Here is a 22,607-nt window from a genome sequence, read left to right as displayed (position 1 = left end):
CAAAATGCCAATTTACTTACGCTTTTAATAATCTTATAATTCAATCAATTACACAATAAGGAGTGAATATGTATGGCCGAACTTGTATTAGATCATATTTTTAAAGTGTATGATAATAAAACCACTGCTGTTTCTGACTTTAATTTACATATTGAAGATAAGGAATTTATCGTATTTGTCGGTCCTTCTGGATGCGGAAAATCAACAACTCTACGCATGATCGCAGGTCTAGAAGACATTTCCGATGGTTCGTTTTATATTGATGGAGAACGTATGAATAATGTCGCTCCAAAAGATCGCAACATTGCGATGGTATTTCAAAATTACGCACTATACCCGCATATGACTGTTTATGATAATATCGCGTTTGGCTTGAAACTACGCAAACTTCCAAAAGATGAAATTAATCGTCGAGTAACGGAGGCATCGAAAATATTAGGGCTCGAAGATTACTTACAACGAAAACCGAAGGCATTATCAGGTGGACAACGCCAACGGGTTGCACTAGGAAGAGCTATCGTCCGTGATGCAAAAGTATTTTTAATGGACGAGCCTCTATCGAATTTAGACGCAAAATTACGTGTAAGTATGCGTTCAGAAATCTCCAAACTGCATCGTCGTTTAAATACGACCACTATATATGTGACACATGATCAAACAGAAGCAATGACAATGGCATCACGCCTTGTTGTTATGAAAGATGGGCTCATTCAACAAGTCGGTACTCCAAAAGAAGTATATGATACTCCTGAAAACATATTTGTTGGCGGATTCATAGGTTCTCCAGCTATGAATTTCTTTACCGGAACATTACAAGATGACTATTTTCACATGGAAAATATCCGCTTCAAAGTACCAGATGGCCAACTAAAAACATTAAAACAAAAAGGATATAATGGACAAAAAATTATACTTGGTATTCGTCCTGAAGACATTCATGATGAACCAATCGTTCTTCAATCTTCTCCTGGATCCACAGTCGAAATTACAGTAGAAGTTGCTGAATTATTAGGTGCTGAAACGATGATTCATGGAAAACTTTCAAATCAAAACTTTATTGCGCGAATTAACGCTCGTTCCGAGATTAAGGCTAACGATACACTTCTTTTAGCTTTTAGCTTAGCAAAAGCACACTTTTTCGATATCACTACCGAACAACGGATACGTAATAATTGACGGATATTCAAAAAAATTTCGGACAGAATGGTCTCGTACTTGTAACAGAACCGTACTAAAAAACATCTCATATGAAAATGAGATGTTTTTTAGTATTCTTCTATTCTTTTAATAAATCTATTAATCCATTCCCTTCAGATGTACGTTCATATCCTAAAGGTACAGTTCTTTTAATAAGTTGTGCATATATTTCTGGCTCTGATAACTTTCTACCATATTCTCTCTCACACTGCTTAATGAGCAATGCTAGCGCTCCAGCGATATGCGGTGTCGCCATAGAAGTTCCACTTAATACCGCATATTTTCCCTCGGGATACGTAGATAATATTTCATCACCTGGCGCCACTAAGTCAATTTCTTGATTCGAATTACTAAAACATGCGATTTTCCGTTCTAAATTGACAGCGCCGACTTCAATTACTTCTGAGTACGCACCCGGGAAGTCTAGTTCCTCCGTGCTATCATCACAATCTCCATTATTCCCAGCAGCACATACGACGAGAACATCTTGCTTTACCGCGTTTTGAATTGCTTCATGTAATTCTGGAACATCTTGCGGACCACCAAGTGACATTGAAATGACTCTAACTCTTTCTTTATTAGGTCCTCTCCAATTTACAGCATAATGGATCGCCTCAATAATTTGCTCATAACTTCCAGAACCATCTCCCGCTAAAACCTTTAACACTAACATTTTAGCAAGTGGTGCGACTCCTAAAACACCGACACCATTTTCAGTCGCTGCAATTGTCCCCGCTACATGAGTACCGTGTCCGTTATTATCAAGATAAATATTCGGATCCCCTTCGTAATCTTTCGTAAAATTTCTTCCACCGATAATACGATCCTTTAAATCTATATGATTCACATCACAACCTGTATCTAATACGGCAACAACAATATCTTTTCCTTTCGCACTCTTCTCCCATACTTGCGGAGCATGAATGAGTTGTACACCTGGTGGAATTTCATTTACTTGTTCAACCACCTTATTTACTGTAAAAGGAATCAATTGTATACCTTTTTGTTTATTCGCTGTACTACTATTCATCGTAATCCCTCCTGAAAATATATTATTTTCATTTCAGACCACTTTTGAAAAGGTTTAAATGTAACATTCGTTTTATTCGTTTCGTTTTCCTTCCTTAAAAATATTTCTCAATATAGCTTACTAATTTTATCCCGCATTAACGGGCAGTAAGACCCCCACCTCAAAATTCAGCGGAAGCAAAGAAGTTAGGTGGGGGATCAACTGCCCGTAAATGCCCGATTGGTTCAACTAATAATCAGTGGGGGATGCCCCCCCACTGATTAAAGTTTCACTTTATACTACTCTTTTATTTATCTCGTAATTTTTAGACACGAAAAATTACGAGATAAATAAAAGGACCAATTTAATGGTCCTTTTATAGTTTTTAAAGAATGATATGAGATTTTAAAAATAAAATAAATTAAGACTAAGCTTCACTCTTATTTAAAAACTTCTCTATTTCTTTTATTAAATGTTTCGCTCCATCTATACTAACAGTAATGTTTCCATTTGCTAATGATATGTTTTGATTTGAAACATCACCTGTTATTTGACAAGCATTGTAAGGTTGATATTTTTGTAAAATGACTTTATCTTCTTCTACGAAAATTTCAAGTGGTGATTTGATTTGTATTCCCAATACATCACGTAATTCTTTAGGAATAACAATTCGTCCTAATTCGTCTACTTTTCGAATAACTCCTGTTGCTTTCATATTACTCCCCCCTTACTTTCTATTATTTTTTCCACCTCGCTCTTTCCATTTTATCACTTTTTGGTAATACTTGTCTCTTTTTAGAAAATTTTGTACTCAAGTTAAAAAAACACATTTAACGAATACGTAATCTCTCTTTCAATTGTTTTAAATAACGAGATCGTATCAGTAAAAAGTAACCAACTTGAATTCCTACGAAAATACTTAATACAATCGCATTTTCTTTAAATAGTGAGTACTCAAACATCTGTCCCAGTGCAGTTAACGCTACTGCTCCATGTAATGTTGCAACACCTATTGGAACGAAGAATAAAAGTGCCAATCGAATTGTAACTACTTTCGATAATTCCCCGCTTGTTAAGCCTACTTTTCGAATCATTTCAAACAAACGAGTGTCATCCTCCAAATCAGAAAACAAACGGAAGTAAAGGAAGCTTCCTGCACAAACGAAAAATACTATACCAATAAAGAAACCTACAAATAGAATCGGTCCTGCGATTTGTAAACTTTGGTTTTGTTCATACTCTTCTGCACTAAACATTGCATGTTCTTCATAAGTCTTCATTTGATGAGTAAGCTCTTTACCAACCTCTATTTCATCTTTCGTTCCTTCTGTTTTGTACACATAATCTTTTTCCTCTTTAAATCCATCTTGTAATGCATCATATTGATTTTTAGAGATTACATAGACGTTACCTCTTAGTATTTTACTTAATGAAGAAGTATTAACTTTTTTTACTTTTAAAGATTCATTCAAATGTGGTAAAGTAATTTCTTTTCTTTCCTTCATTGGTGGTCCTGGTATATTGACTGCTAAAAATAAAACTTCTTTATTTGCTACATTTTGAAATGCTTCTCCTGTTAACTTCGCATATTTCTCATAATCTGATTCTTTTATGAAAACGGCATTTCTTAACGACTGCTCCTCCGCCTTTTTCGTTGAAATATTCGTTTTAGAAGCTGCTATACTATGTTTCTTTAATCCTTCGTCAATCATCTTCAAATGCTGTGATTCATTACTATTTCCCTGCTTAGAATGATACTGAAACGCAATAGGTCTCTCCATAATATCTTTCGTCATTGACGTAAAACCAACTAATGTACCTATTGCTGAAAATGCTACAGTTGAAATAATAGTTACAATAAAGAACATTCTTGCGTTATCTCTCATACGGTAAGCTAAATCTGACAACGTAATAATATTTGTCTGTGTCCAATAGAAACGTTTACTTTTTTTACATAGTCTAATAACAAAGACACTCAACTGCTTGTACAGCAAATACGTAGCAATAATGACTACCGTTGTAACAGGAATCATCATGACAAATACCATTGCACCGTGTGACATAAGTGCTCCTGCATATCCCGCACTAAGCAATATAACCGCTAGTATAGAAGAAATAACGGATGCTTTCGGTTCCGGCTTCGCTTCTGCTGATCCTCTAAACAATTTCATAATTTTATTTTTTTGAATCATTCCTGCACTAAATAATGAAATACTCATGAATAATACGAAAAACATAATACTCGTTACAACAATGGCTTGCATTGGTATGTAATACGCTAAAGAAATATCTAATTTTAATATCATCGGAGCTACAAATATTAATATTCCGGAAAATGTCATTCCAGCAAGTATTCCAAATATAATGGCCCCTATCCCAATCATAATATTTTCAAAGAAGATAAGACGCTTTAATTGATATTTCGTCATACCTAACATCATTAAAATTCCTAATTCACGCTTTCTCGTTTTTAAAAACATTCCCATTGAATATAAAATAAAGAAAAACGTAAATAAGTAAATAATGGACTGTGCAAAAGACATACTTACGAATACATACCGTCCCACTTCTCCAGCGCTTAATGCCGGATGAAACGCAAAAAATGAGTACACAAAAAAGGCCATAATTGCAAATGCACTACTTAAAAAATATGCTGAGTATGTTCGTCTATTTCGCGTTACATTCCTGTATGCGAGTTCTCTAATGTTCATATTACTTCTCCGCCCTTCTGCTAACTATGTTCTTATATTAGTAAAATGCGGAAATAGCTTCCATCGATTCAAATGACAAAAACCTTACATTATTGAAAGGTTTCAAAAAAATTGCTTAAATGAAACACTTTCATTATAATGACTACATTCATATTCATACACGCATCCTATTGTATATTCGTTAGTTTTGCGAAATAATAAAGGATAGAAGTATGTACCAATATACATATAAACTTAATTACCGCTTTAATATGAATAGGAGGAAACATAATGACATTACAAGAACAGATTATGAAAGCATTACATGTTCAGCCTGTAATTGATCCGAAAACAGAAATCCGTAAACGTGTTGATTTCTTAAAAGATTATGTAAAAAAAACGGGTGCAAAAGGATTTGTACTTGGAATTAGTGGCGGGCAAGACTCTACATTAGCTGGACGTTTAGCTCAGCTTGCAGTGGAGGAAATTCGTAATGAAGGTGGTAACGCAACGTTTATTGCCGTGCGACTTCCTTATAAAGTGCAAAAAGACGAAGATGATGCGCAATTAGCATTACAATTTATTCAAGCTGATCAATCTGTTGCATTTGATATCGCTTCAACAGTTGATGCTTTCTCAAATCAATACGAAAACTTATTGGGTGAATCATTAACAGATTTCAATAAAGGTAACGTGAAAGCACGTATCCGTATGGTTACGCAGTACGCAATCGGTGGTCAACAAGGATTACTTGTGATTGGAACTGATCACGCTGCAGAAGCTGTTACAGGATTCTTTACAAAATTCGGAGATGGTGGTGCAGACCTTTTACCATTAACGGGATTAACGAAACGTCAAGGACGTGCTCTATTACAAGAATTAGGTGCGGATGAGCGACTTTACTTAAAAATGCCAACAGCTGATTTATTAGATGAAAAACCAGGTCAAGCTGATGAAACTGAGTTAGGTATTACGTATGATCAACTTGATGATTATTTAGAAGGTAAAACAGTTCCAGCTGACGTAGCAGAAAAAATTGAAAAACGTTACACAGTGAGCGAACACAAAAGACAAGTTCCAGCATCAATGTTTGATGATTGGTGGAAATAATTAAAGCATAAAAAAGAAGCTAATCTCATTAGCTTCTTTTTTGTTAACGATATACCCCTACTCTTTTCTCTAGTAAGTCCTGCAAACAATCCTCATGTTGTTGATTAAACAATGGTGGCATTTTATTTAGCGGGAAAAACTTCAAATCCAACGTTTCATCACCGTCTATTTTTTTCTCTCCCCCGGTAATTGAAAATAAAAAGAAAATTAAAATTGACTGGGCTTTGTCTCCATTTGGATATGCTTGAAAATATTTTGTATACACCCCGATAAGCTCATTTATTTCTACATCATAACCTGTTTCTTCTTTTATTTCTCGAATTGCGGTTTCTGCGGCAGATTCTCCAATTTCCATTGCACCGCCAGGAAATCCCCAAGCGTTAAAATCACCTCTTTTTTGCAGCAATACTTCTCCATGTTCATTCAACACACAACCACCCGCAAAATTTATGAGAACACAGTCGTGACCTACTTTTTCACGTAATTCTTTTATATAATTAGCCATCCTCTTCCCCTTTTCATACATTTTCTATCGTTATTTCTTATCTTTTTCAAGCAATTCAATAATTCGATCTAGCTTCTCATTCATATGCATCACTTGTTGTTTTTTTGCAGCGCTGTTTAGAAATACTCTTCTAATAAACAAAGTAAATGATAGGAAAAACAAAACGATAAGTCCAATTACTAAACAAATATATATCAATGTAAATATATTATTTTCGAACAAATCCATTTAGATTCCACATCCTTCCTTTTTATTTTATCACACAATTCTGTTTTTTAAAGTGGTACATAAAAAAAAGAGCACCTTTTACAGATGCTCTTTCCATTACTTAATACGTAAATGTAATTGTCGCTAATGAATAATCTGCCATCGCACTATATGGTGCTACTTGATAAGAAACACGTTTTGCACCTTTTGGCCAATTTATTTCATTTAACACTTTCTTTATATCTTGCATTGTTCCATCCATAGATTGCTTATATCGTACTTCTACCTTTTCTGGTTTAGAAACGAATTGTTGCTGTAATTTTTGCTTAAATTCTCTATAATTCTCTGCCCCGTATTGTGCAGACAAATATTTTAAATTTGTTTCTTTTAACATTTGTTCATACGCAGCAGTCTTTGAACTACCCGCTTTTATTTTGTTTGTTAATTCATTAAAGTAACTTGTAGTTGCTGCTGGATATTTACTGCGATCCCAGTCGTGATCTTTACTTAATTGCTCATCAGACATATTAAAATATGAATATGTTACGCGCCCAGCTTTATCGGGTACTGGATCATCGAATGTAGTATCAAGATGATACCATTTGTTTTCAATGTTCACTAAATTCCATGCGTGAGCTTGTCCATTTCCTGTACCTGTTACAATATGGTTTTGGATACCCGCTTCTTTTAGCAATTCATATGTTAATAACGTATATCCTTGGCAAACGGCAGAACGATTTGCTAATGCTTCATATGCTGTATACGCTTTATAAGACGTATCATACGATACATGTTTTACAACGTAATCATGAATAGCTTTTACTTTCTCATGCTCATCCATTCCAGGTTTTACAATTGAACCGATAATTGCTTTTGCCTGAGATTTTACATATTGTGTTTGCTCTTTTGATTCACGGTATTTCACTTGCAGTGTAAACGTATAGTTTCCTGGTAGCCCTTTAATAGAATATTTAGTAGAGGCTACATTATATTTTACATACTCATCTGCATCTACAATTTTATTAAACTCGCCATACAATTGATCCATAACATTTCTAGCATTTCTATCTTTTGTTTTATATGTGATTGTAATATTTTCTTCTCGATTATCAACCTGTTTTTTTAATTCTTTTCTAAAATCATTTAACAACTTTGCATCTGATTGTGTTGTCGCTACAGTCGGATTCGTAGCCGCATAAGATACAGATGACGCTTGTAAGCCCCCCATTACTATAGTTGAACAAAGCAGGGTAGCTGTCACGTACTTACTTGTCTTTCCCATCTTGTCACTCCTTACATTCTATAACTATACGAAAAAGTATCGTATAGTTTCAGAGTATACAATACTTTTTCGTATAGGTCATATGAGATTATGCATATTTAACATTGTAAAAAGGTTGTTCTTTTTACAAGAACAACCTTTTTCATTAACAAGTTTGTAATACACAACATGCATTTTCAAAGCGTCGATTTTTCAAGTCTTCATTTCCAATACAGAAATAAAGCATCCCTAAATCTCCCCACATCATATTACAATTTTTAGCATCTGAATCAATCTGGAATAAAAGCGTCATTTGCTGCGGGTCTATTTCCATATATTGTCCAGTTTCGTACAATACCTCATCTTGTACAGAGAATGGCTCACCAAACATTTGATGATTATCGTAGTTATCTGGAATTAACTCTTCAAGCAATTGTAAGAATCGATCTGAATCCGCCTCATCTTCAATGAAAAGCTCTGGCAATTTATATGTCAGTTCAAAAGTAGTTGCACACTGGTTATAATTCGTTTGCAATTCATCTGCTCTTCGTAATTGCTCTACAGGAACATCATAATAAAGCACACGCCCCGCTTCAGTTGGATTCACATCTTCTTCAAAGTAATTGTGAACGCTAAAGAAATATAACATCCCTGTCTCAGGGAGATTGTGATCTATACCAACATTTTGTAAATCATTTAAATTAAATTGAGCGATAAACTGTAACGGATTTCCTTTATGCGTTGGGTATTCAAATGTAGCTGGTAAATCAGGAACTCCTCCCATTTTCGAACTACCTATCGCAACGGTTTCCTCCTGCTTTGGCACAACTTTTACACAAGAAAATACAGTATTCATAAGTTCCTCTTTTAAATGTGTCAGCCCATATTTATCAATTAATACTTCAATCTGTTTATTCATAAATTCTCCTTACATTTACATACTTATTTGTATCATCGCACAAAAATTATACTCTATTCTATGTAAAAACAACAAGCCTTCAAAAAAACGGGCTCTTCCATCATACGCGAACAAGTTTAAAAAAGCATAGTATACATTGTTCCTACAAACACGATAGTTCATTATTTCTTCCAGTACATTTTCCCCTCGTTCATTTTTATTTTTAATTTAAGGAGGAATTCCACATGGGTTACGGATATAGTTGCTGTGGTTACGGATACGGTGGCGGCGGCGGTTGTGGTTATGGAGGATTCGCTTTATTAATCGTTTTATTTATCCTTCTAATCATCATCGGAGCTAGCTGTTGGGGCGGCTTTGTAGGCTGCTAGTAAATTTAAAAACTATTGTAAAAAAGCACGTACAATACGTGCTTTTTTGCCATTTTCAAATCTTTTATGTGAAAGGAAGTATGATTAATGAAGATTGATGGTGTTTTTGAAGGAGGCGGTGTACGCGGAATTGCGCATGTAGGGGCAATTTGCGCGTTAGCTGAAAAAGGTTATGAATGGGAGCGTGTAGCTGGAACATCAGCTGGTTCCATTATCGCTGCGCTCCTAGCAGCAGGATATTCTTGCTCTGAGTTAAAAACGATTATAACTGATATCGATTATGATAAATTTACGAAGAGAACCTTTATTGACAGAATCCCCTTTATCGGAAAAGGACTAAGCGCATGGACTACTCTTGGTGTTTACTCTAATATATTTATAGAAGAATGGATTGAAGAATTACTTCGAAAAAAAGGAGTCCATTTATTTACAGATTTACCTGATTTAAATAAGCTGAAAATTATCGCTTCTGATATAAGTAATGGTAAAATGGTTATCTTTCCTGATGACTTACCAAACTATGGATTTTTAAATTATCGCTTCTCTATTGCTAAAGCTGTAAGAATGAGTAGTACAATCCCCTTCTTCTTTGAACCGGTAAAATGGAGAACCCCTAAATGGAAGCAACCCTGTTATATGGTTGATGGAGGGATTTTAAGCAATTACCCAATTTGGATTTTCGACTCACCTACCTCTCCTCGCTGGCCGACTTTTGGCTTTCATTTCGTAAAAGATGAGATTCAAGCTGATCCTGCCCACTATAACGAGCCTATCTCCATGTTCAAAGGACTTTTTAAAACAATGATGCAAGCCCACGATTTACGTCATTTAGATAAGGAATCAAAAGCAAGGACAATTATAATTCCAACAGGAGCCATTACTAGTACAAACTTCGATTTAACAAAGGAAGAAAAAGAGTGGCTTTACAATTCTGGTTATAACGCCGCAAATAAGTTTTTACAATCTTGGAACTTCAGACAATATATTGATGACTATAGAAACGGAAATCAGGACCGAAAAACAAATCGGTATTTCCGTCAACTTGACTCATAATACTATTATCGTTCATACGAGAACACGTTACGCTTTCAAAAAAAATAAGCCTAGTAATATCATATATTACTAGGCTTATTTACTTCCTGCATCATTATTCTACGTTACTTAAGGATACGTTAACCCTTGTGCTTCCTCCGCAGTAATAACGGTATATCGATTTCCCGTTCGTAATCCTAACAATTCTGCTTTTTCAATTGCTTCCTGCTTCGTCTCCGCATAAGCAGCTAAATATTTATCTCCATTGATAATTTGGCAAATTACATATTGTTTCATTACTTTCTCCTCTTACTTTTTCATTAGTTGTGCAAGTTTTTGGATGCCTATTTCAATTTCTTCTAACGTTGCGTATGAATAAGATAGACGCAAAAATTGATTTGCACTTCTATCATACAAAGTACCTGGATTTAATAAAATCTTTTCTTTCAAAGCTTTGTCAAATAAGCTACGGTTCGAAACGGATACGTTCATATGTAACCAAATATAAAAACCACCTGTCGGCTCATACCATGTTGCTATATCATGACAATATTTCTCTAACATTTGTAACATAAAATCTCTGCGTTTTTTCAACTTTGTTCTTACAAACTGTAAATGTTCATCATACAATCCATTTGTAAACCATTCCGCTGCAATTTGCTGGGATATAGAACTCGAGCCATAATCTGTTTGCATTTTTATGTCTGCCAATCTTTGAATGACAGGCTCAGATCCGACAATCCATCCAATTCTTAATCCTGGACTAATGACTTTAGACATACTCCCGATATGTAGTACAATTCCATTTTTATCATATGCTTTTAAAGGCTTTACAACAGGCTCATCAAACCATAAGTCTTGGTACACGGCGTCTTCTATAATAGGCAACCCAATTTCGTTACATATTCCCATCACTTCTATTCGTTTTTTCACATTCATACTAACGTTCGTTGGATTATGAAAAGACGGGATTGTATATAAAATAGATGCATTAAATTGCTTCTTATATTTCGTAATATATGATGCATGTAAACCGTTCTCATCCATTGGCATACCAATTAAACGCATTCCTGCTGATTGAAAAACATTAAGAGAATATAAATAAGATGGTTTTTCTAATAAAATGGATGCTCCTTTTGGAAGAAGCCCCATAGAAATAAGTTGCAATGCTTGAATTGCTCCTGAAACAATTAATATAGAATCAGGAGTTACATCTATACCATGTCCTTTTAAATAGTCCGCAATCTTTTCCCTTAAAGAGAGATTTCCTTTCGGCTCTTCATAACCAAGTGTCACCTTTGATGCTAAAAGCCTATTCATAATATCTTTCATCTTTTTTTCAGGTAAAAGACTTGGCGCGAGCTCACCTGTTCCTAAACGAATTACATGCGGATAAAATTCGGCTTGATTAATCTCTTGAATAGCAGGCAAATTCGGATAATGAAGTCCTGTTTCTACATAAGACTGCCAATTAGGCGGGGGTGCGTATGTTGAAGCATTCTCATTATTATTTACAACAATTGTTCCTTTCCTGCCATTCCCTTCAATGTATCCCTTTGCCACTAGCTCATCAAAAGCCATTACAATTGTACTCCGGTTCACACCAAATGTATGTGCCAAATCTCTTTGTGAAGGTAATTTCGTTCCAACAGTCCATTCTCCATTAACGATTCTTTCTTTTATATACGTTTCTATTTGTTTATACATAGGCGTCGCTAGAGACGTATTCGGTTTCCAAACGAATCTTTCCATCATATCACCTTATATTCTTTTTGGTTGGTAACCTCCCCAACCATATGGATGGATACAAATTTTCATTTCTTCTATACAATATACACTATCATAATGAATTAAAATAGGAGGTAATATGATGAATGAAGCAATTATTCATGGGATCATTCTTGCATTTGGTCTTATCATTCCATTAGGTGTCCAAAATGTTTTCGTCTTTAATCAAGGTGCGAGCCAACCAAACATTTGGAGAGCAGCTCCTGTAGTATTAACTGCCTCTATATGTGATACGCTACTCATATTAATTGCGGTGCAGGGTGTCTCCCTTGTACTCCTTACTTTTTCTTGGCTAACTAACACGCTATATATAATTGGATTTTTCTTTCTCCTATATATGGGCTTTGTTATTTGGAGAAGCAACCCTTCCAACGATATAAAACAAGTAAACAGCATGCCATTAAAAAAGCAAATCCTTTTCGCTGCATCAGTTTCTTTATTAAACCCACATGCAATTTTAGATACAATTGGTGTAATTGGAACAAATTCTATTCAATACATAGGAAGTGAAAAATGGGCTTTCACACTTGCAACTATTATCGTTTCTTGGATTTGGTTTATAAGCTTAGCTTTAGCGGGGAAATTTCTAAAAAGAATAGACTCAACTGGAAAAACAATCGTATTATTAAATAAATTTTCAGGTCTCATCATTTGGGGTGTCGCGCTTTATATGTTAACACAAGTTATATACTCTTAATGAACGAAAGAGAATTGCATGTTCCTTAATACATCATGCAATTCTCATGCAAATTATGAAGTAGGTTCTGTTTTCTATTTTACCGTCTTTGCATCTTTTGCTGGTTTAATCCAAATTATCGCTATAACAGCACCAATACCAGCGAAAATACTTGTTAAATAAAATACTTCATGGTCAGCACCTTTCATAAAAAAAGAATATAGAGGTGGTCCAGCTGCTACACCGATAAATCGCATTGAACTATAAAATGACGTAACCGTCCCCCTTTGCTCCTTTTCAATTCCTTGCGTAATTAAGGCGTCTAAACATGGGAGTGCCATACCAATTCCTACCCCCATAATAACGAGACAAAGGAGTAGTAAATAGATCCCTTTTATAAATAAAGGAATGATGACTGATGCAGCTGCCATTAAAAAACCAATGTAAATACACTTCTTCATCACATTTTGATTGTCTCCAATTTTTTTACCCGCCATATATGAACTAAGTGACAGTACAAGTAACGGGATAGCGAGTACACAACCTTTCCATATACCATGTATGTCATACTTTGATTCCAGTATAGTCGACAAATAAAAGAGAATTCCGAATAAAATAAGCATAATAATTGCACCTAATACAAAAATGGCAATTAACCATCTTCCCTTTTCTCGAAACGTAGAGATAATAGATTGAATAAACTCTTTAAGTGGTGGTACTTCTCCTTCTTGTTTCTTTGCCTTTACTAGAACAAGTAATAAAACAATCGATACTACGCATAAAACTGGAATCGCCCAAAATGGTAAGAACCATACAATGGCAGCAAGAGCAGATCCTAAAATAGGGCTCAGCACTTTTCCAAATGTATTGGATGTTTCAATGATTCCTAAACCTGTACTAACTTGTTTTTCATCTTTGTATAAATCACCAACACACGGTATAACAACTGGCATTGCACCAGCAGCACCAATACCTTGAATCGCTCTACCGATCAATATCCACGTGTAGGGATCATCAACTTTCCAAGATACCCAACCAGTTATCGCTCCTCCTATAGCCGCAATCAGCAAACTCGGAACCATTATCATCTTTCGTCCCCATCTATCTGATAAATAACCAGCAATCGGTATAAGTAAAATGGCTACGATGGAGTAAATTGTAATAATCATGGATACTTGAAACGATGAAATATGTAATTTCTTTTCGATAGTCGGTAGGATTGGAATGAGCATTGAATTCCCTAATGTCATAACAAGTGGAACTGATGCAAGCGCAATTAAACAACAGTTTTCTTTTTTTAACATGTTGGCTTCGGAACCCTTTCATCGTATATTTCTGACCATATAATAGCCCTGGTGGAACGTAATTTTTCATTCCACCAGGGCTATTACATCTTTACTACTTCCCATTTACAACAAAAGAAATTGGGGAAAATATAGTATTATTACTATTCTTTGAATTCAGTTCGCAATATATCCATACCAATTAATTGAAAAAAAAAGAAAGGAAGAATCCTTCCTTTCTCCTATAACCTTCTACAATTAGCGAGTATATCCGCCACCAAGTTGTTGTTCTGCCATCGCTACTAGACGTTTTGTAATTTCACCGCCTACAGAACCGTTTGCACGTGAAGAAGTGTCAGCTCCAAGTTGTACACCAAACTCTTGTGCAATTTCATATTTCATTTGATCTAAAGCTGCTTGTGCTCCATGTGATGCTAATTGATTAGAATTACGATTTCTAGCCATTACCAATCACCTCCTTATTTATATATAAATTGTGTTAAATTTTAATTTAAATACATGGTAATTTTTGGTTATTTTATTTTTTTAAAAAAAGAGTCTCTACAATGAGAGACTCTTACATCCGTTTATATTAAGAAGTTACTACTTCTAAATTTCTATTTGTTAATACTTTCATTTCTTCTTTTAATATATCTTTCGCATGATGTCCAAACCATTCGAGTGAAGCGAAATGGTCAGTATCTCTCACTTCCTGAATAATCTCATCATAATTTACAATACCTTCAAATAATGGAACCATACCAATACGACTTCCCGCTGCTGCATATACATTATTAGGTTCAAACACATGTAAATAATCTGCTGACGATATATTCTTAAAATGGTAATGTTGTATCCACGGCTTTAGTCGATGGAAGCTGTCTATTGGATCGGCTCCAGACTCCCATATATGAAGAAAATCAAGGTTTATTTTCAAATTCGGATGATCCACTTCTCCTAATAATTCCAAAGTAGAAGGCAACGTATCCGTTAACGTATTTGGATGTGTTTCTAAAAGTACATACATATTATGCTGAGCAAATACTTCACAAATCATACGAATACGATTCACATACTCTTTTCTCTCCTGTTCCGAGAAATCTTCACTACCTTTTTGTCCAGCAAACGTACGAATTTTGTTCGTTTTAAACCAATTAGCTAGTTTTGCAAGTTGTTCACATTTCTCTATCGTTTTTGCAAAATCTGCCGATAAGGATATGTCTAAGTAATCACTTATCATCGTAATTTCTAAGTTTTTATTCTTTAAACAATTTAATTCTCGTTCTGTCGTTTCATACTCTTGCATATACAAATTTTGTGCATGAGTCCCCCACAATTCAATTCCTTCAAAACCGTTTTCATATGCAAATTGAACGATATCAGTAAATGAAATTAATTGATGACGAAAGGAAATAGTACATAATGAATATTTCATAGGTTTGAACTCCCTTATCTTAAATTCAGTTAGCTTTTATAATACTAAGACAGACTTGTTTGTTTTCATTTCTTTCCATAATAAAAACTGTCTCTCTAATTCAGCCTTAATTTGCAGTTCAATTGCATTCATTTCATCCAGCTTTTCAACAATTGACAATAGCATACTTTTATTATTCGTCATTGCCATTTTAATTGCACGATACTGTACATTTGTAAATCCTTGTACAATATCTTCTACCCGATCACACCAATAATCAAATTCTTGCTCCGAATATTGCAACGTTTCACGGAAGTATGCAAAGGCATGTTCATAACTATATTTACGAATTGCAAGTACTGGTATTTGTTTTACTGCCGCTACAAGACCAGAAAGCAAATACCCATCTTCTTCATTTGCCATTTTTATAATTAAATTTTTCAGCTCCATAGTCAGTTCATTGTCATTTCTTTTGAAAGTTTCTATGAAATAACTTGCTACCATTTCTTCTGTTGGCTCCTGAATTTCTTCTACATCAATGAAATACCCTCCACCGAATGGGTTATGTTGAACAGAGTGGAGCACTTTTTCTCTTCCCATATTCCCTTCCCAACGAAAATCAGGATCTAGCATAAACCACTCTTCTTCTTTCTCTGTCTTCGATATCATTAAATAATGCGGAAACGGTTTTTGATGGAATTTATTTTCCCTCTCAGGTAATAGAGACATATCAACCATTACAATAACATAACGATTTTCTGGCTTGTTTTCTACTAATTGTAAAAACGTTTCTACATTGCTATCTTTATCTTTTGCATGATCATACCATTCGTTCACTTTCATGCCATACAACTTTTCATACCATAATAAATAATTATCATGGTTAATATTTTCGGAGTGATACGATATAATACCGCCTTCTGTTATATCAAAATCGCCGTCCCATAGTCCAAAATAAAAGGGACGAAAATCAATATCGCTACGCCTTTTTATAATTTCACAAAAACAACTCACTAAACAGTGAACTTTAATTGAAGTCATATTCTCATCCACTTTCCTAAAGGTTAATTATTCACATTTATTTCTTATACCGGCTGTAACTCCTCCATAAAATCAAGTAAAGATCCTACAGTAAGAAATGCCTTTGGGTCTACCTCATCTTCTGGAACGAATAGCTTTACATCCATTTCTATGTAAACTATGAGTTGTAACATCATTACCGAATCTATATATAAATCTTGGTTTAAACGCATCGTTTCTTCTAAATGCGTTACATTTTTTAGTTCCATTTTTTCTGTCATAATTTTCAACACTTCATTTTTTAATATTTCACGTCTCATGCTGTAACCTCTCCCATCTCTAGTAACTTTCTACTTACTTTTCCAGTTTTATTTTTCGGAATTTCAGTTACACTTTCAATCTCATGTGGAACTTTATAAGCTGGTAAATGCTGCATACACCATTCTCTTATTCGAACTGGATCAATATGAGAGATTACTTTCGCTTTAACTATTTCGCCCATCACGGGATGTTTCCCTCGATATACAATTGCCTCTTGAACCCCTTCTAGTCGAAGAATCGCTTCTTCTACCTCTATAGGAAAGACTTTTAATCCTGAAACGTTAATCACATCATCCATGCGCCCCATAAAATGAAGGCCGCGCTCAGATTTATACCCCAAATCTTTCGTAAAAATTTCCTTATTGTTCATTTTCACTACGATTTCTTCAGGCTTATTTTCATCTGAACCTATACTTATACTCGCATGAGGTAGTGGATTTCCTAAATCTAAATGACTTTTCATATCATGACATATACTAATACAACCTGCTTCAGAGCAACCGTATTGCTGCATCATATATGTTGTCGTTTCTTTTAGTTTATAAAATAATGCTTCTGGCAAAGGCGCTCCAGATGTCATAATTTTATGAAACTGAAACGTTCCTTGAGGGAAACTCCCCATAATATGTAACATAAGTGGTACTGCATATATGATATGTTTTTCTGTATTGCGAACTATATTTAATGCGAATTTAGGGTTTTTATTTGTAATGATGACAGGCTTGCTTCCCCGCGTAATCGCAGATAACGTACCACATATGAGTCCATATGAATGCGAAACAGGAGCCATAACAATCGGCACTTCATCTACTTCACAGTTTAAAGCTTCATTATAAGCAGTAATTTCTGTATCCACTTCCGTCCATGCTCTACAAATCAGTTTTGGTTCTCCTGTAGTTCCAGAACTATATTGCAATAAAGAAGGCTCTTCTAGTAAAGAGTTCACTACTTCTAATTTCGTAAAACCGCCATATTCTCCATATAAAACCCCGATACAATTTGCACGCTTCGCCATTTCAATAGCCGTTTCTTTTGGCGTATCTTCATGTATAAGCAATACTGATGATTTCTTTTCTTTTAAGAAAAACACAAGCGTAATAATATCAAATGGATCTTTCAAACAAAGCGCAAATCTATTTCCTGCTGCTTCTTGAAATTGTTCCATTTCCTTATAAACTTGTAATCTCAAATCAAAATCACTTTTGCTATACTCTTCTTTATTAACGATTAGCATGATTTCCCCCTGTAACAACTGATTTTTGTTTGTTAAGTTTTCTTGCTCTATACAATGGATTTGGAACTTCATGAACGAGCGATTCCACATCCATATATAATCGACGCTTCGTTAATTGCTCAGCATAGAATGTAGGAGTGTATAGCTGGATACTTTCAAATCTATCTTTCAAGTGTGGATATTCCCTAAAATGATTTTCAATTTCTTCGACCACTATCATCCAAAAACTTTCTTCTTTCCAATCATATTCATCCGCAAGTACGAAAGCTAATTCTCCTACATTAAATAAGAACAGTGCATCTAATACCATCTCTTGTAAACATTCCATACGATCCATTTCAAAGAAATCATTCATTTTTCCATTCGCATACGTTTTATGTATTTTAGTAAAGTCCGGACACTTATTCGTTTCTTTTAAGAATGGACGATAAAACTCAAGTCCTTCATGGAAATCCTTTAATGCAATACGGACAGGTAGCCCTTCTTTATGAACTAAAATCATATTTTGTCCGTGTGATTCTAATGCGATCCCATGCTCTACAACAAGATGCACAACTGGAATAATCGCTTTTTGAATAAGTAATCGTAGCCAATTTTCTATCCCATATTTGTTTAACCATATATCAATAACTGGTGTACCATCCTCCTCTTTTGCATATACACCGTTAAAGGGAACAGCATCCTCTTGTCTATCCAAATATTTATGAACACTTTCACGCCAAATGCACCCTAATGAACCATATGTGGCTTTCTTATTCGTATCATACGTTACACTCGAAAATTCCTTTAACAAAATCACACGTGATTCATCCCTTAAATAAGAATCCTGACTTACGACATCACTTAACCAATTCGATATAGCTGGTGCACTCGCAACTGAATATGGTTTCAGCGTACGGAGTGTTGAAGTGTTAAGTATGTTCAGCGATAACTTTACATATGGTCTCTTTGGATTCGTAACATTTCTTAACGTTCTCATTGACTGTTGCGCACAATAATCGTCCGCTGATTTTCCTAAATAAATAATATTTTTACCTTGTATATGATCAACGTAATTAGGAATGATAAAATTTTCCCATTGCCAAGGATGAACAGGTAAAAATACGTATTGCTTTGGATCACATCCCGCACTGTGAATTCGTTCCATGAACGCTTCTAATTTATGCGCACCTATCTCACCTTTTAAAATATTGTCATAAATCATTTCATTTTCATAACCTACAGTCGCATATTTCTTATGAGCTGCAATCCATATAAGTTTTATTGGCCTCATAAATTCATATCCATATTGAAAATTGTCGCGATATTGAAATCCAATGCGTGCTTTATAGCTAGGATGATATGGGTGACCGTCTATTAAAAGGCTTTCAAAGTCATCGTATGATTTTTGAGTATATTTCACCTTATTATGTCTTTCATATTGTGCAATCGTGTCTTTAAATATCGTTTGTTCTAATTCATGAATAAAAGAATCTAATTTCGTTTGTTCTACGTTAACAATCCGAAAAACTTCTTCTAAAAATTGCGAAACTGATTGTATTTCTTGTTTTCCCTCTTGAACCCTTACTATTAATGAATCTATAGAGATACGTCCAAATGTCATTCGTTCTCTTCCGTAACATTCGTACGTGACACTTTTGTTGTCCTCATCAAGTCCTTGTATAAGAAAAAGAATTTTTTCTTCGTTTTCTATACGAACTGGCGTAATGATCCCCTCATAAATTAACGACTCTACTAATTGACGTAACACTCTTCTTCGTACTGAAATGTAATCTTCTGATTCAAGCGCTTTCAATATTCTCGTATGATACATGTCCACTTTCATAACTCCCTCCACCTTATGGGAAATACCATTATTTGTATTACGTGAAATTTTAATGTTATTTATGAACGGACAGCCACTTCTCTAACGAGCGGATTCTGTACCTGTACGTAAATCGCTTGTTCTAAAGGATTACTTAACTCATCGACATCAAAAAATCTCGTTAATAAATTTGCTTTACATGCCAACTTATCCTCTTCCAACAATTCTCTTAAAAAGGTCGAAGGTTCACGGTTATTAGGAAGGAACGATTCAAGTACAGACCTTAATTCCGAGAGAAGAATTTCCTCCTTAATTAATCCCGCTGTACCAAATCCGTTAATGAGTCCAAACATATGGTTAAAAATTAAGTAGTAACGAAATCTCTCATCTACAATATAGTCGTCATATAAATTTCCAGTACGTTCTCCAATACCAGCTAACTCATTATTAAGTATCTCTTTCATTGAATTACAGAAATAAAAACCTTGATTATCACGGAAATAATATTTGACTGGGTAACCGTCCTTTAGCTGAACAACACTATTTTGCTGATGAGCTTCTAATGCAACACCATAACGTAAGTACATCCATACCATCGGCTTTAAAGAAATATTCATATATCGTCTAAACCACTCTAAACTTACTTCTTCACAGCTTCTACCTTCTAAATCTGCTAGTTGATGAATAATATTCGATAAACGAGTACGTTCCCCAGGTATAGCGTCTTGAACTAGTCCAGCAATTAAAGTAGCGTCATTTGCATGTTCACTATAAAAAGGATTCTCTCGTATAATTACTTCAAATCCAGATTCTTCTGCACCGTAATTTAATGTAATAAATGCTGGATCACAAATAAAATCAAAACCTGGAAACTTTTCTAACACTTCACCAATTGCTGTATTTAGCATTTCCTTTCCTTCAAGACCACTCTCTAATTCCTTCAATTTATTAATGCGCATTGAATTTGTTACTTTTACTGGAAATGAAAACTTAAGCATATATTTTGATTTTGGATGATATAACGTCCTAAGTGATGATGTTGCCATATAATACTTACCGGCAGGACCGATATATTCAAGTACTCCTTGATCTATCCAATCCTGTACGTAATGTTGATGTAATAACCATTCTGCCTGAAGCGGATGTATTGGAAGTAATGAATATTCATCTTCATTACAATTCTTCGATATAAATTCTTTACTAACCATCTCATCATTACGTAACTCTTCTTTTAGAATTACTGTTGTAGAATCTAATAATAATGATTTTTCATTTACTATACTTTTATGTGCCCTAAAATAATGAAGCTGACATTCTCCTTTTAATTCTGGAGAATACATTGCGCTTTTCCATTCCAAAATACCTTGTCTACTCTTTGGAGTTGGATGAGTTAAATGTCCAAATAATAAAGATTGCTCCGCTTCTATAAAGGATGTATGGAAACCGTATAATGCAGATTTATCTTCTATTCTCTCCTTTGTAAATTCTTCAATATTTTGACAACTACAAATAACTCGAAGCATAAGTTCAGCGGGATTTGTACCCTCCCCATAAATCATAGACATTTCTTTTATTAAAAACGTAATAACAGTAACGTAATCTGCTTTTATAACATTCGTATTTTCTCCCATTTGATAATAAAATTGTTCTCCAAACAAATGGCGATCTGTTGCTGATTTATATATAACTTCTCCATACAAAGTAACGTTCTGCGCCGATAGCCGACAATATAAATATGTGGGGACTTTATCTCTTTTCGACGTATTACTGAAGATACTTTTCATTTTTTCATCCTCTGTAATCCATTCTCCACTCCCTGTTTCCCTTAAATAACAGTTTAAAAAGCTTTGTAGTGTTGCATGTTCTGCGATTTGTTTCGCATGCTGCATATTGGTCCTCCTCTTTATATTAAAGCTATCGAAATTTTATATAATAAACAACAATTGAATATCGTTATCAATTATGATTCTAATTGATAACGATATTCAATTCAATAGTATATTTCAGAATTTTTTTATCTAATTTAATTTTTCTTGTTTTCTCTCTTTTCTTTAATCTAGTTAAAAATACACGAAAAAAATACTCAATTTCAAACTACATACTTACTATTTTTCATTAGTAATCCATCCAAAATGGTTAAACAAAAGAGGTATACCTTAATTGGCATACCTCTTTCAAACATTAAGTTTACATAATAATATTATTTACATCTCTCCAACAATATGCTGTTTCTTCTATGTTTAGTCTCTCTAAAAATTTCGTGTCAATTTTTTCTGGATTATATTTTTCATAAAACCTTTTAGAAGGATTTTTCGTAACAATCCATACTAAAAGTGATTGTATATCATTATTTATACATTCCGATAATAAAGCTTGAAATAACTTTTGTCCTATTTTCATTCCTTGATACTCTTGTAAAAGGTAGATTGCATATAATTCCCCATCACAATTATATGTACCACTTCTTTCAACTCCCCCATCAATGAATCCAATTATTGTCCCATCTAACGTCTCTGCTACAAATCTAAATTGGTATTTGTCTTCTTGTCGAAAAATATTTCCCCATTGTTTTTCTCGTTGCTCATATGTGATATTTTCTAAAATTTCGTCGGCAAATATCCCTTTATACGTTGTTTTCCAGCTATCAGCATGCACTTTTGCGATACCTGGTATATCATCTTTTATCGCTCTTCTAATATGTATTTCCATCATTTCTCCCCCTTGTTATTCATCATTATATCAATTTTTTTCCTTAAAAATTCAAATGAA

General features: G+C 34.4%; 23 protein-coding genes. 5 read left to right on the top strand and 18 right to left on the bottom strand.

From position 1 onward, the window contains the following. Positions 1 to 72 precede the first annotated feature (72 nt). A complete protein-coding gene (locus FS742_RS02400) occupies positions 73 to 1,176 on the top strand; it encodes an ABC transporter ATP-binding protein (RefSeq protein ID WP_144611051.1) in 1,104 nt (367 codons plus the stop codon). Positions 1,177 to 1,276: 100 nt separating this feature from the next. Here the strand turns inward: FS742_RS02400 and FS742_RS02395 are convergent, their stop codons facing one another. From FS742_RS02395 to FS742_RS02385, 3 genes are all read right to left on the bottom strand, one after another. Next, on the bottom strand, positions 1,277 to 2,227 hold the full coding sequence (locus FS742_RS02395) for a serine protease (protein ID WP_144611050.1): 951 nt from the start codon (positions 2,225 to 2,227) through the stop codon (positions 1,277 to 1,279). Positions 2,228 to 2,633: 406 nt separating this feature from the next. After that, entirely contained in the window at positions 2,634 to 2,921 is a 288-nt protein-coding gene (locus tag FS742_RS02390) for an AbrB/MazE/SpoVT family DNA-binding domain-containing protein (protein ID WP_000648329.1), read from the bottom strand. Between the two features lie 115 nt (positions 2,922 to 3,036). Beyond that, entirely contained in the window at positions 3,037 to 4,917 is a 1,881-nt protein-coding gene (locus FS742_RS02385; RefSeq protein WP_144611049.1) for an FtsX-like permease family protein, read from the bottom strand. A gap of 270 nt (positions 4,918 to 5,187) precedes the next feature. Between FS742_RS02385 and nadE the strand changes: the two genes are divergently transcribed. Beyond that, a complete protein-coding gene (gene nadE, locus FS742_RS02380; protein ID WP_144611048.1) occupies positions 5,188 to 6,006 on the top strand; it encodes an ammonia-dependent NAD(+) synthetase in 819 nt (272 codons plus the stop codon). Between the two features lie 43 nt (positions 6,007 to 6,049). Here the strand turns inward: nadE and FS742_RS02375 are convergent, their stop codons facing one another. The 4 genes from FS742_RS02375 to FS742_RS02360 form a co-directional block, all read right to left on the bottom strand. Continuing rightward, positions 6,050 to 6,511, bottom strand: coding sequence for an NUDIX hydrolase (locus FS742_RS02375; RefSeq protein WP_144611047.1), 462 nt, complete (start codon positions 6,509 to 6,511; stop codon positions 6,050 to 6,052). Between the two features lie 30 nt (positions 6,512 to 6,541). Then, complete coding sequence (locus FS742_RS02370; RefSeq protein WP_144611046.1) at positions 6,542 to 6,739, bottom strand: DUF4083 domain-containing protein; 198 nt, start codon at positions 6,737 to 6,739, stop codon at positions 6,542 to 6,544. 100 nt (positions 6,740 to 6,839) lie between these two features. Continuing rightward, positions 6,840 to 8,000 (bottom strand): transglutaminase domain-containing protein, encoded by a 1,161-nt coding sequence (locus tag FS742_RS02365; RefSeq protein WP_144611045.1) that lies wholly within the window; start codon positions 7,998 to 8,000, stop codon positions 6,840 to 6,842. A 145-nt stretch (positions 8,001 to 8,145) separates the two neighbouring features. After that, positions 8,146 to 8,898 carry a YwqG family protein gene (locus FS742_RS02360; protein WP_144611044.1) on the bottom strand — a complete coding sequence of 251 codons (753 nt, stop codon included), beginning with the start codon at positions 8,896 to 8,898 and terminating at the stop codon, positions 8,146 to 8,148. Positions 8,899 to 9,122: 224 nt separating this feature from the next. Between FS742_RS02360 and FS742_RS02355 the strand changes: the two genes are divergently transcribed. Together FS742_RS02355 and FS742_RS02350 are read left to right on the top strand one after the other, a co-directional pair. Then, a complete protein-coding gene (locus tag FS742_RS02355; protein ID WP_000540420.1) occupies positions 9,123 to 9,266 on the top strand; it encodes a YjcZ family sporulation protein in 144 nt (47 codons plus the stop codon). Between the two features lie 87 nt (positions 9,267 to 9,353). Continuing rightward, complete coding sequence (locus tag FS742_RS02350; RefSeq protein WP_144611043.1) at positions 9,354 to 10,319, top strand: patatin-like phospholipase family protein; 966 nt, start codon at positions 9,354 to 9,356, stop codon at positions 10,317 to 10,319. 108 nt (positions 10,320 to 10,427) lie between these two features. Here the strand turns inward: FS742_RS02350 and FS742_RS02345 are convergent, their stop codons facing one another. Continuing rightward, positions 10,428 to 10,595 (bottom strand): DUF3933 family protein, encoded by a 168-nt coding sequence (locus FS742_RS02345; RefSeq protein WP_144611042.1) that lies wholly within the window; start codon positions 10,593 to 10,595, stop codon positions 10,428 to 10,430. 12 nt (positions 10,596 to 10,607) lie between these two features. After that, positions 10,608 to 12,050 carry a MocR-like pyridoxine biosynthesis transcription factor PdxR gene (pdxR, locus tag FS742_RS02340; protein ID WP_144611041.1) on the bottom strand — a complete coding sequence of 481 codons (1,443 nt, stop codon included), beginning with the start codon at positions 12,048 to 12,050 and terminating at the stop codon, positions 10,608 to 10,610. A 118-nt stretch (positions 12,051 to 12,168) separates the two neighbouring features. Between pdxR and FS742_RS02335 the strand changes: the two genes are divergently transcribed. Next, positions 12,169 to 12,783, top strand: coding sequence for a LysE/ArgO family amino acid transporter (locus FS742_RS02335; protein ID WP_144611040.1), 615 nt, complete (start codon positions 12,169 to 12,171; stop codon positions 12,781 to 12,783). A 74-nt stretch (positions 12,784 to 12,857) separates the two neighbouring features. Here FS742_RS02335 and FS742_RS02330 read toward each other — a convergent pair whose 3' ends face one another. The 9 genes from FS742_RS02330 to FS742_RS02290 form a co-directional block, all read right to left on the bottom strand. Next, positions 12,858 to 14,066: a bacillibactin exporter BcbE gene (locus FS742_RS02330; RefSeq protein ID WP_144611039.1), complete on the bottom strand. Its 1,209-nt coding sequence runs from the start codon at positions 14,064 to 14,066 to the stop codon at positions 12,858 to 12,860. A 237-nt stretch (positions 14,067 to 14,303) separates the two neighbouring features. Further along, entirely contained in the window at positions 14,304 to 14,510 is a 207-nt protein-coding gene (locus FS742_RS02325) for an alpha/beta-type small acid-soluble spore protein (RefSeq protein WP_000113545.1), read from the bottom strand. A 127-nt stretch (positions 14,511 to 14,637) separates the two neighbouring features. Next, entirely contained in the window at positions 14,638 to 15,480 is an 843-nt protein-coding gene (gene asbF / locus FS742_RS02320) for a petrobactin biosynthesis 3-dehydroshikimate dehydratase AsbF (protein WP_144611038.1), read from the bottom strand. A 36-nt stretch (positions 15,481 to 15,516) separates the two neighbouring features. Further along, entirely contained in the window at positions 15,517 to 16,500 is a 984-nt protein-coding gene (gene asbE, locus FS742_RS02315; RefSeq protein ID WP_144611037.1) for a petrobactin biosynthesis protein AsbE, read from the bottom strand. A 44-nt stretch (positions 16,501 to 16,544) separates the two neighbouring features. Continuing rightward, the gene (asbD, locus tag FS742_RS02310; RefSeq protein WP_144611036.1) at positions 16,545 to 16,799 is read right to left on the bottom strand and encodes a petrobactin biosynthesis protein AsbD; all 255 of its coding nucleotides are present in this window, start codon (positions 16,797 to 16,799) and stop codon (positions 16,545 to 16,547) included. Continuing rightward, positions 16,796 to 18,034 (bottom strand): 3,4-dihydroxybenzoic acid-AMP ligase AsbC, encoded by a 1,239-nt coding sequence (asbC, locus tag FS742_RS02305; protein WP_144611035.1) that lies wholly within the window; start codon positions 18,032 to 18,034, stop codon positions 16,796 to 16,798. The genes asbD and asbC overlap by 4 nt, the downstream gene beginning before the upstream one ends. Beyond that, positions 18,021 to 19,859 carry an IucA/IucC family protein gene (locus FS742_RS02300; protein WP_144611034.1) on the bottom strand — a complete coding sequence of 613 codons (1,839 nt, stop codon included), beginning with the start codon at positions 19,857 to 19,859 and terminating at the stop codon, positions 18,021 to 18,023. The genes asbC and FS742_RS02300 overlap by 14 nt, the downstream gene beginning before the upstream one ends. 59 nt (positions 19,860 to 19,918) lie before the next feature. Then, a complete protein-coding gene (locus FS742_RS02295; RefSeq protein ID WP_144611033.1) occupies positions 19,919 to 21,727 on the bottom strand; it encodes an IucA/IucC family protein in 1,809 nt (602 codons plus the stop codon). 298 nt (positions 21,728 to 22,025) lie between these two features. Continuing rightward, positions 22,026 to 22,547, bottom strand: a complete 522-nt coding sequence (locus tag FS742_RS02290) for a GNAT family N-acetyltransferase (RefSeq protein ID WP_144611032.1) — start codon at positions 22,545 to 22,547, stop codon at positions 22,026 to 22,028. Between the last annotated feature and the right edge of the window lie 60 nt (positions 22,548 to 22,607).

It is taken from the genome of Bacillus cereus, from assembly GCF_007678085.1.
Lineage (GTDB): Bacteria > Bacillota > Bacilli > Bacillales > Bacillaceae_G > Bacillus_A > Bacillus_A cereus_BE.
This window is presented reverse-complemented; position numbering and strand designations above follow the sequence as displayed.

Bases quoted from the DNA above. Each gene is read 5' to 3' on its own strand.
- FS742_RS02400 (WP_144611051.1), top strand. From the start codon at position 73: ATGGCCGAACTTGTATTAGATCATATTTTTAAAGTGTATGATAATAAA.
- FS742_RS02395 (WP_144611050.1), bottom strand. From the start codon at position 2,227: ATGAATAGTAGTACAGCGAATAAACAAAAAGGTATACAATTGATTCCT.
- FS742_RS02390 (WP_000648329.1), bottom strand. From the start codon at position 2,921: ATGAAAGCAACAGGAGTTATTCGAAAAGTAGACGAATTAGGACGAATT.
- FS742_RS02385 (WP_144611049.1), bottom strand. From the start codon at position 4,917: ATGAACATTAGAGAACTCGCATACAGGAATGTAACGCGAAATAGACGA.
- nadE (WP_144611048.1), top strand. From the start codon at position 5,188: ATGACATTACAAGAACAGATTATGAAAGCATTACATGTTCAGCCTGTA.
- FS742_RS02375 (WP_144611047.1), bottom strand. From the start codon at position 6,511: ATGGCTAATTATATAAAAGAATTACGTGAAAAAGTAGGTCACGACTGT.
- FS742_RS02370 (WP_144611046.1), bottom strand. From the start codon at position 6,739: ATGGATTTGTTCGAAAATAATATATTTACATTGATATATATTTGTTTA.
- FS742_RS02365 (WP_144611045.1), bottom strand. From the start codon at position 8,000: ATGGGAAAGACAAGTAAGTACGTGACAGCTACCCTGCTTTGTTCAACT.
- FS742_RS02360 (WP_144611044.1), bottom strand. From the start codon at position 8,898: ATGAATAAACAGATTGAAGTATTAATTGATAAATATGGGCTGACACAT.
- FS742_RS02355 (WP_000540420.1), top strand. From the start codon at position 9,123: ATGGGTTACGGATATAGTTGCTGTGGTTACGGATACGGTGGCGGCGGC.
- FS742_RS02350 (WP_144611043.1), top strand. From the start codon at position 9,354: ATGAAGATTGATGGTGTTTTTGAAGGAGGCGGTGTACGCGGAATTGCG.
- FS742_RS02345 (WP_144611042.1), bottom strand. From the start codon at position 10,595: ATGAAACAATATGTAATTTGCCAAATTATCAATGGAGATAAATATTTA.
- pdxR (WP_144611041.1), bottom strand. From the start codon at position 12,050: ATGGAAAGATTCGTTTGGAAACCGAATACGTCTCTAGCGACGCCTATG.
- FS742_RS02335 (WP_144611040.1), top strand. From the start codon at position 12,169: ATGAATGAAGCAATTATTCATGGGATCATTCTTGCATTTGGTCTTATC.
- FS742_RS02330 (WP_144611039.1), bottom strand. From the start codon at position 14,066: ATGTTAAAAAAAGAAAACTGTTGTTTAATTGCGCTTGCATCAGTTCCA.
- FS742_RS02325 (WP_000113545.1), bottom strand. From the start codon at position 14,510: ATGGCTAGAAATCGTAATTCTAATCAATTAGCATCACATGGAGCACAA.
- asbF (WP_144611038.1), bottom strand. From the start codon at position 15,480: ATGAAATATTCATTATGTACTATTTCCTTTCGTCATCAATTAATTTCA.
- asbE (WP_144611037.1), bottom strand. From the start codon at position 16,500: ATGACTTCAATTAAAGTTCACTGTTTAGTGAGTTGTTTTTGTGAAATT.
- asbD (WP_144611036.1), bottom strand. From the start codon at position 16,799: ATGAGACGTGAAATATTAAAAAATGAAGTGTTGAAAATTATGACAGAA.
- asbC (WP_144611035.1), bottom strand. From the start codon at position 18,034: ATGCTAATCGTTAATAAAGAAGAGTATAGCAAAAGTGATTTTGATTTG.
- FS742_RS02300 (WP_144611034.1), bottom strand. From the start codon at position 19,859: ATGAAAGTGGACATGTATCATACGAGAATATTGAAAGCGCTTGAATCA.
- FS742_RS02295 (WP_144611033.1), bottom strand. From the start codon at position 21,727: ATGCAGCATGCGAAACAAATCGCAGAACATGCAACACTACAAAGCTTT.
- FS742_RS02290 (WP_144611032.1), bottom strand. From the start codon at position 22,547: ATGGAAATACATATTAGAAGAGCGATAAAAGATGATATACCAGGTATC.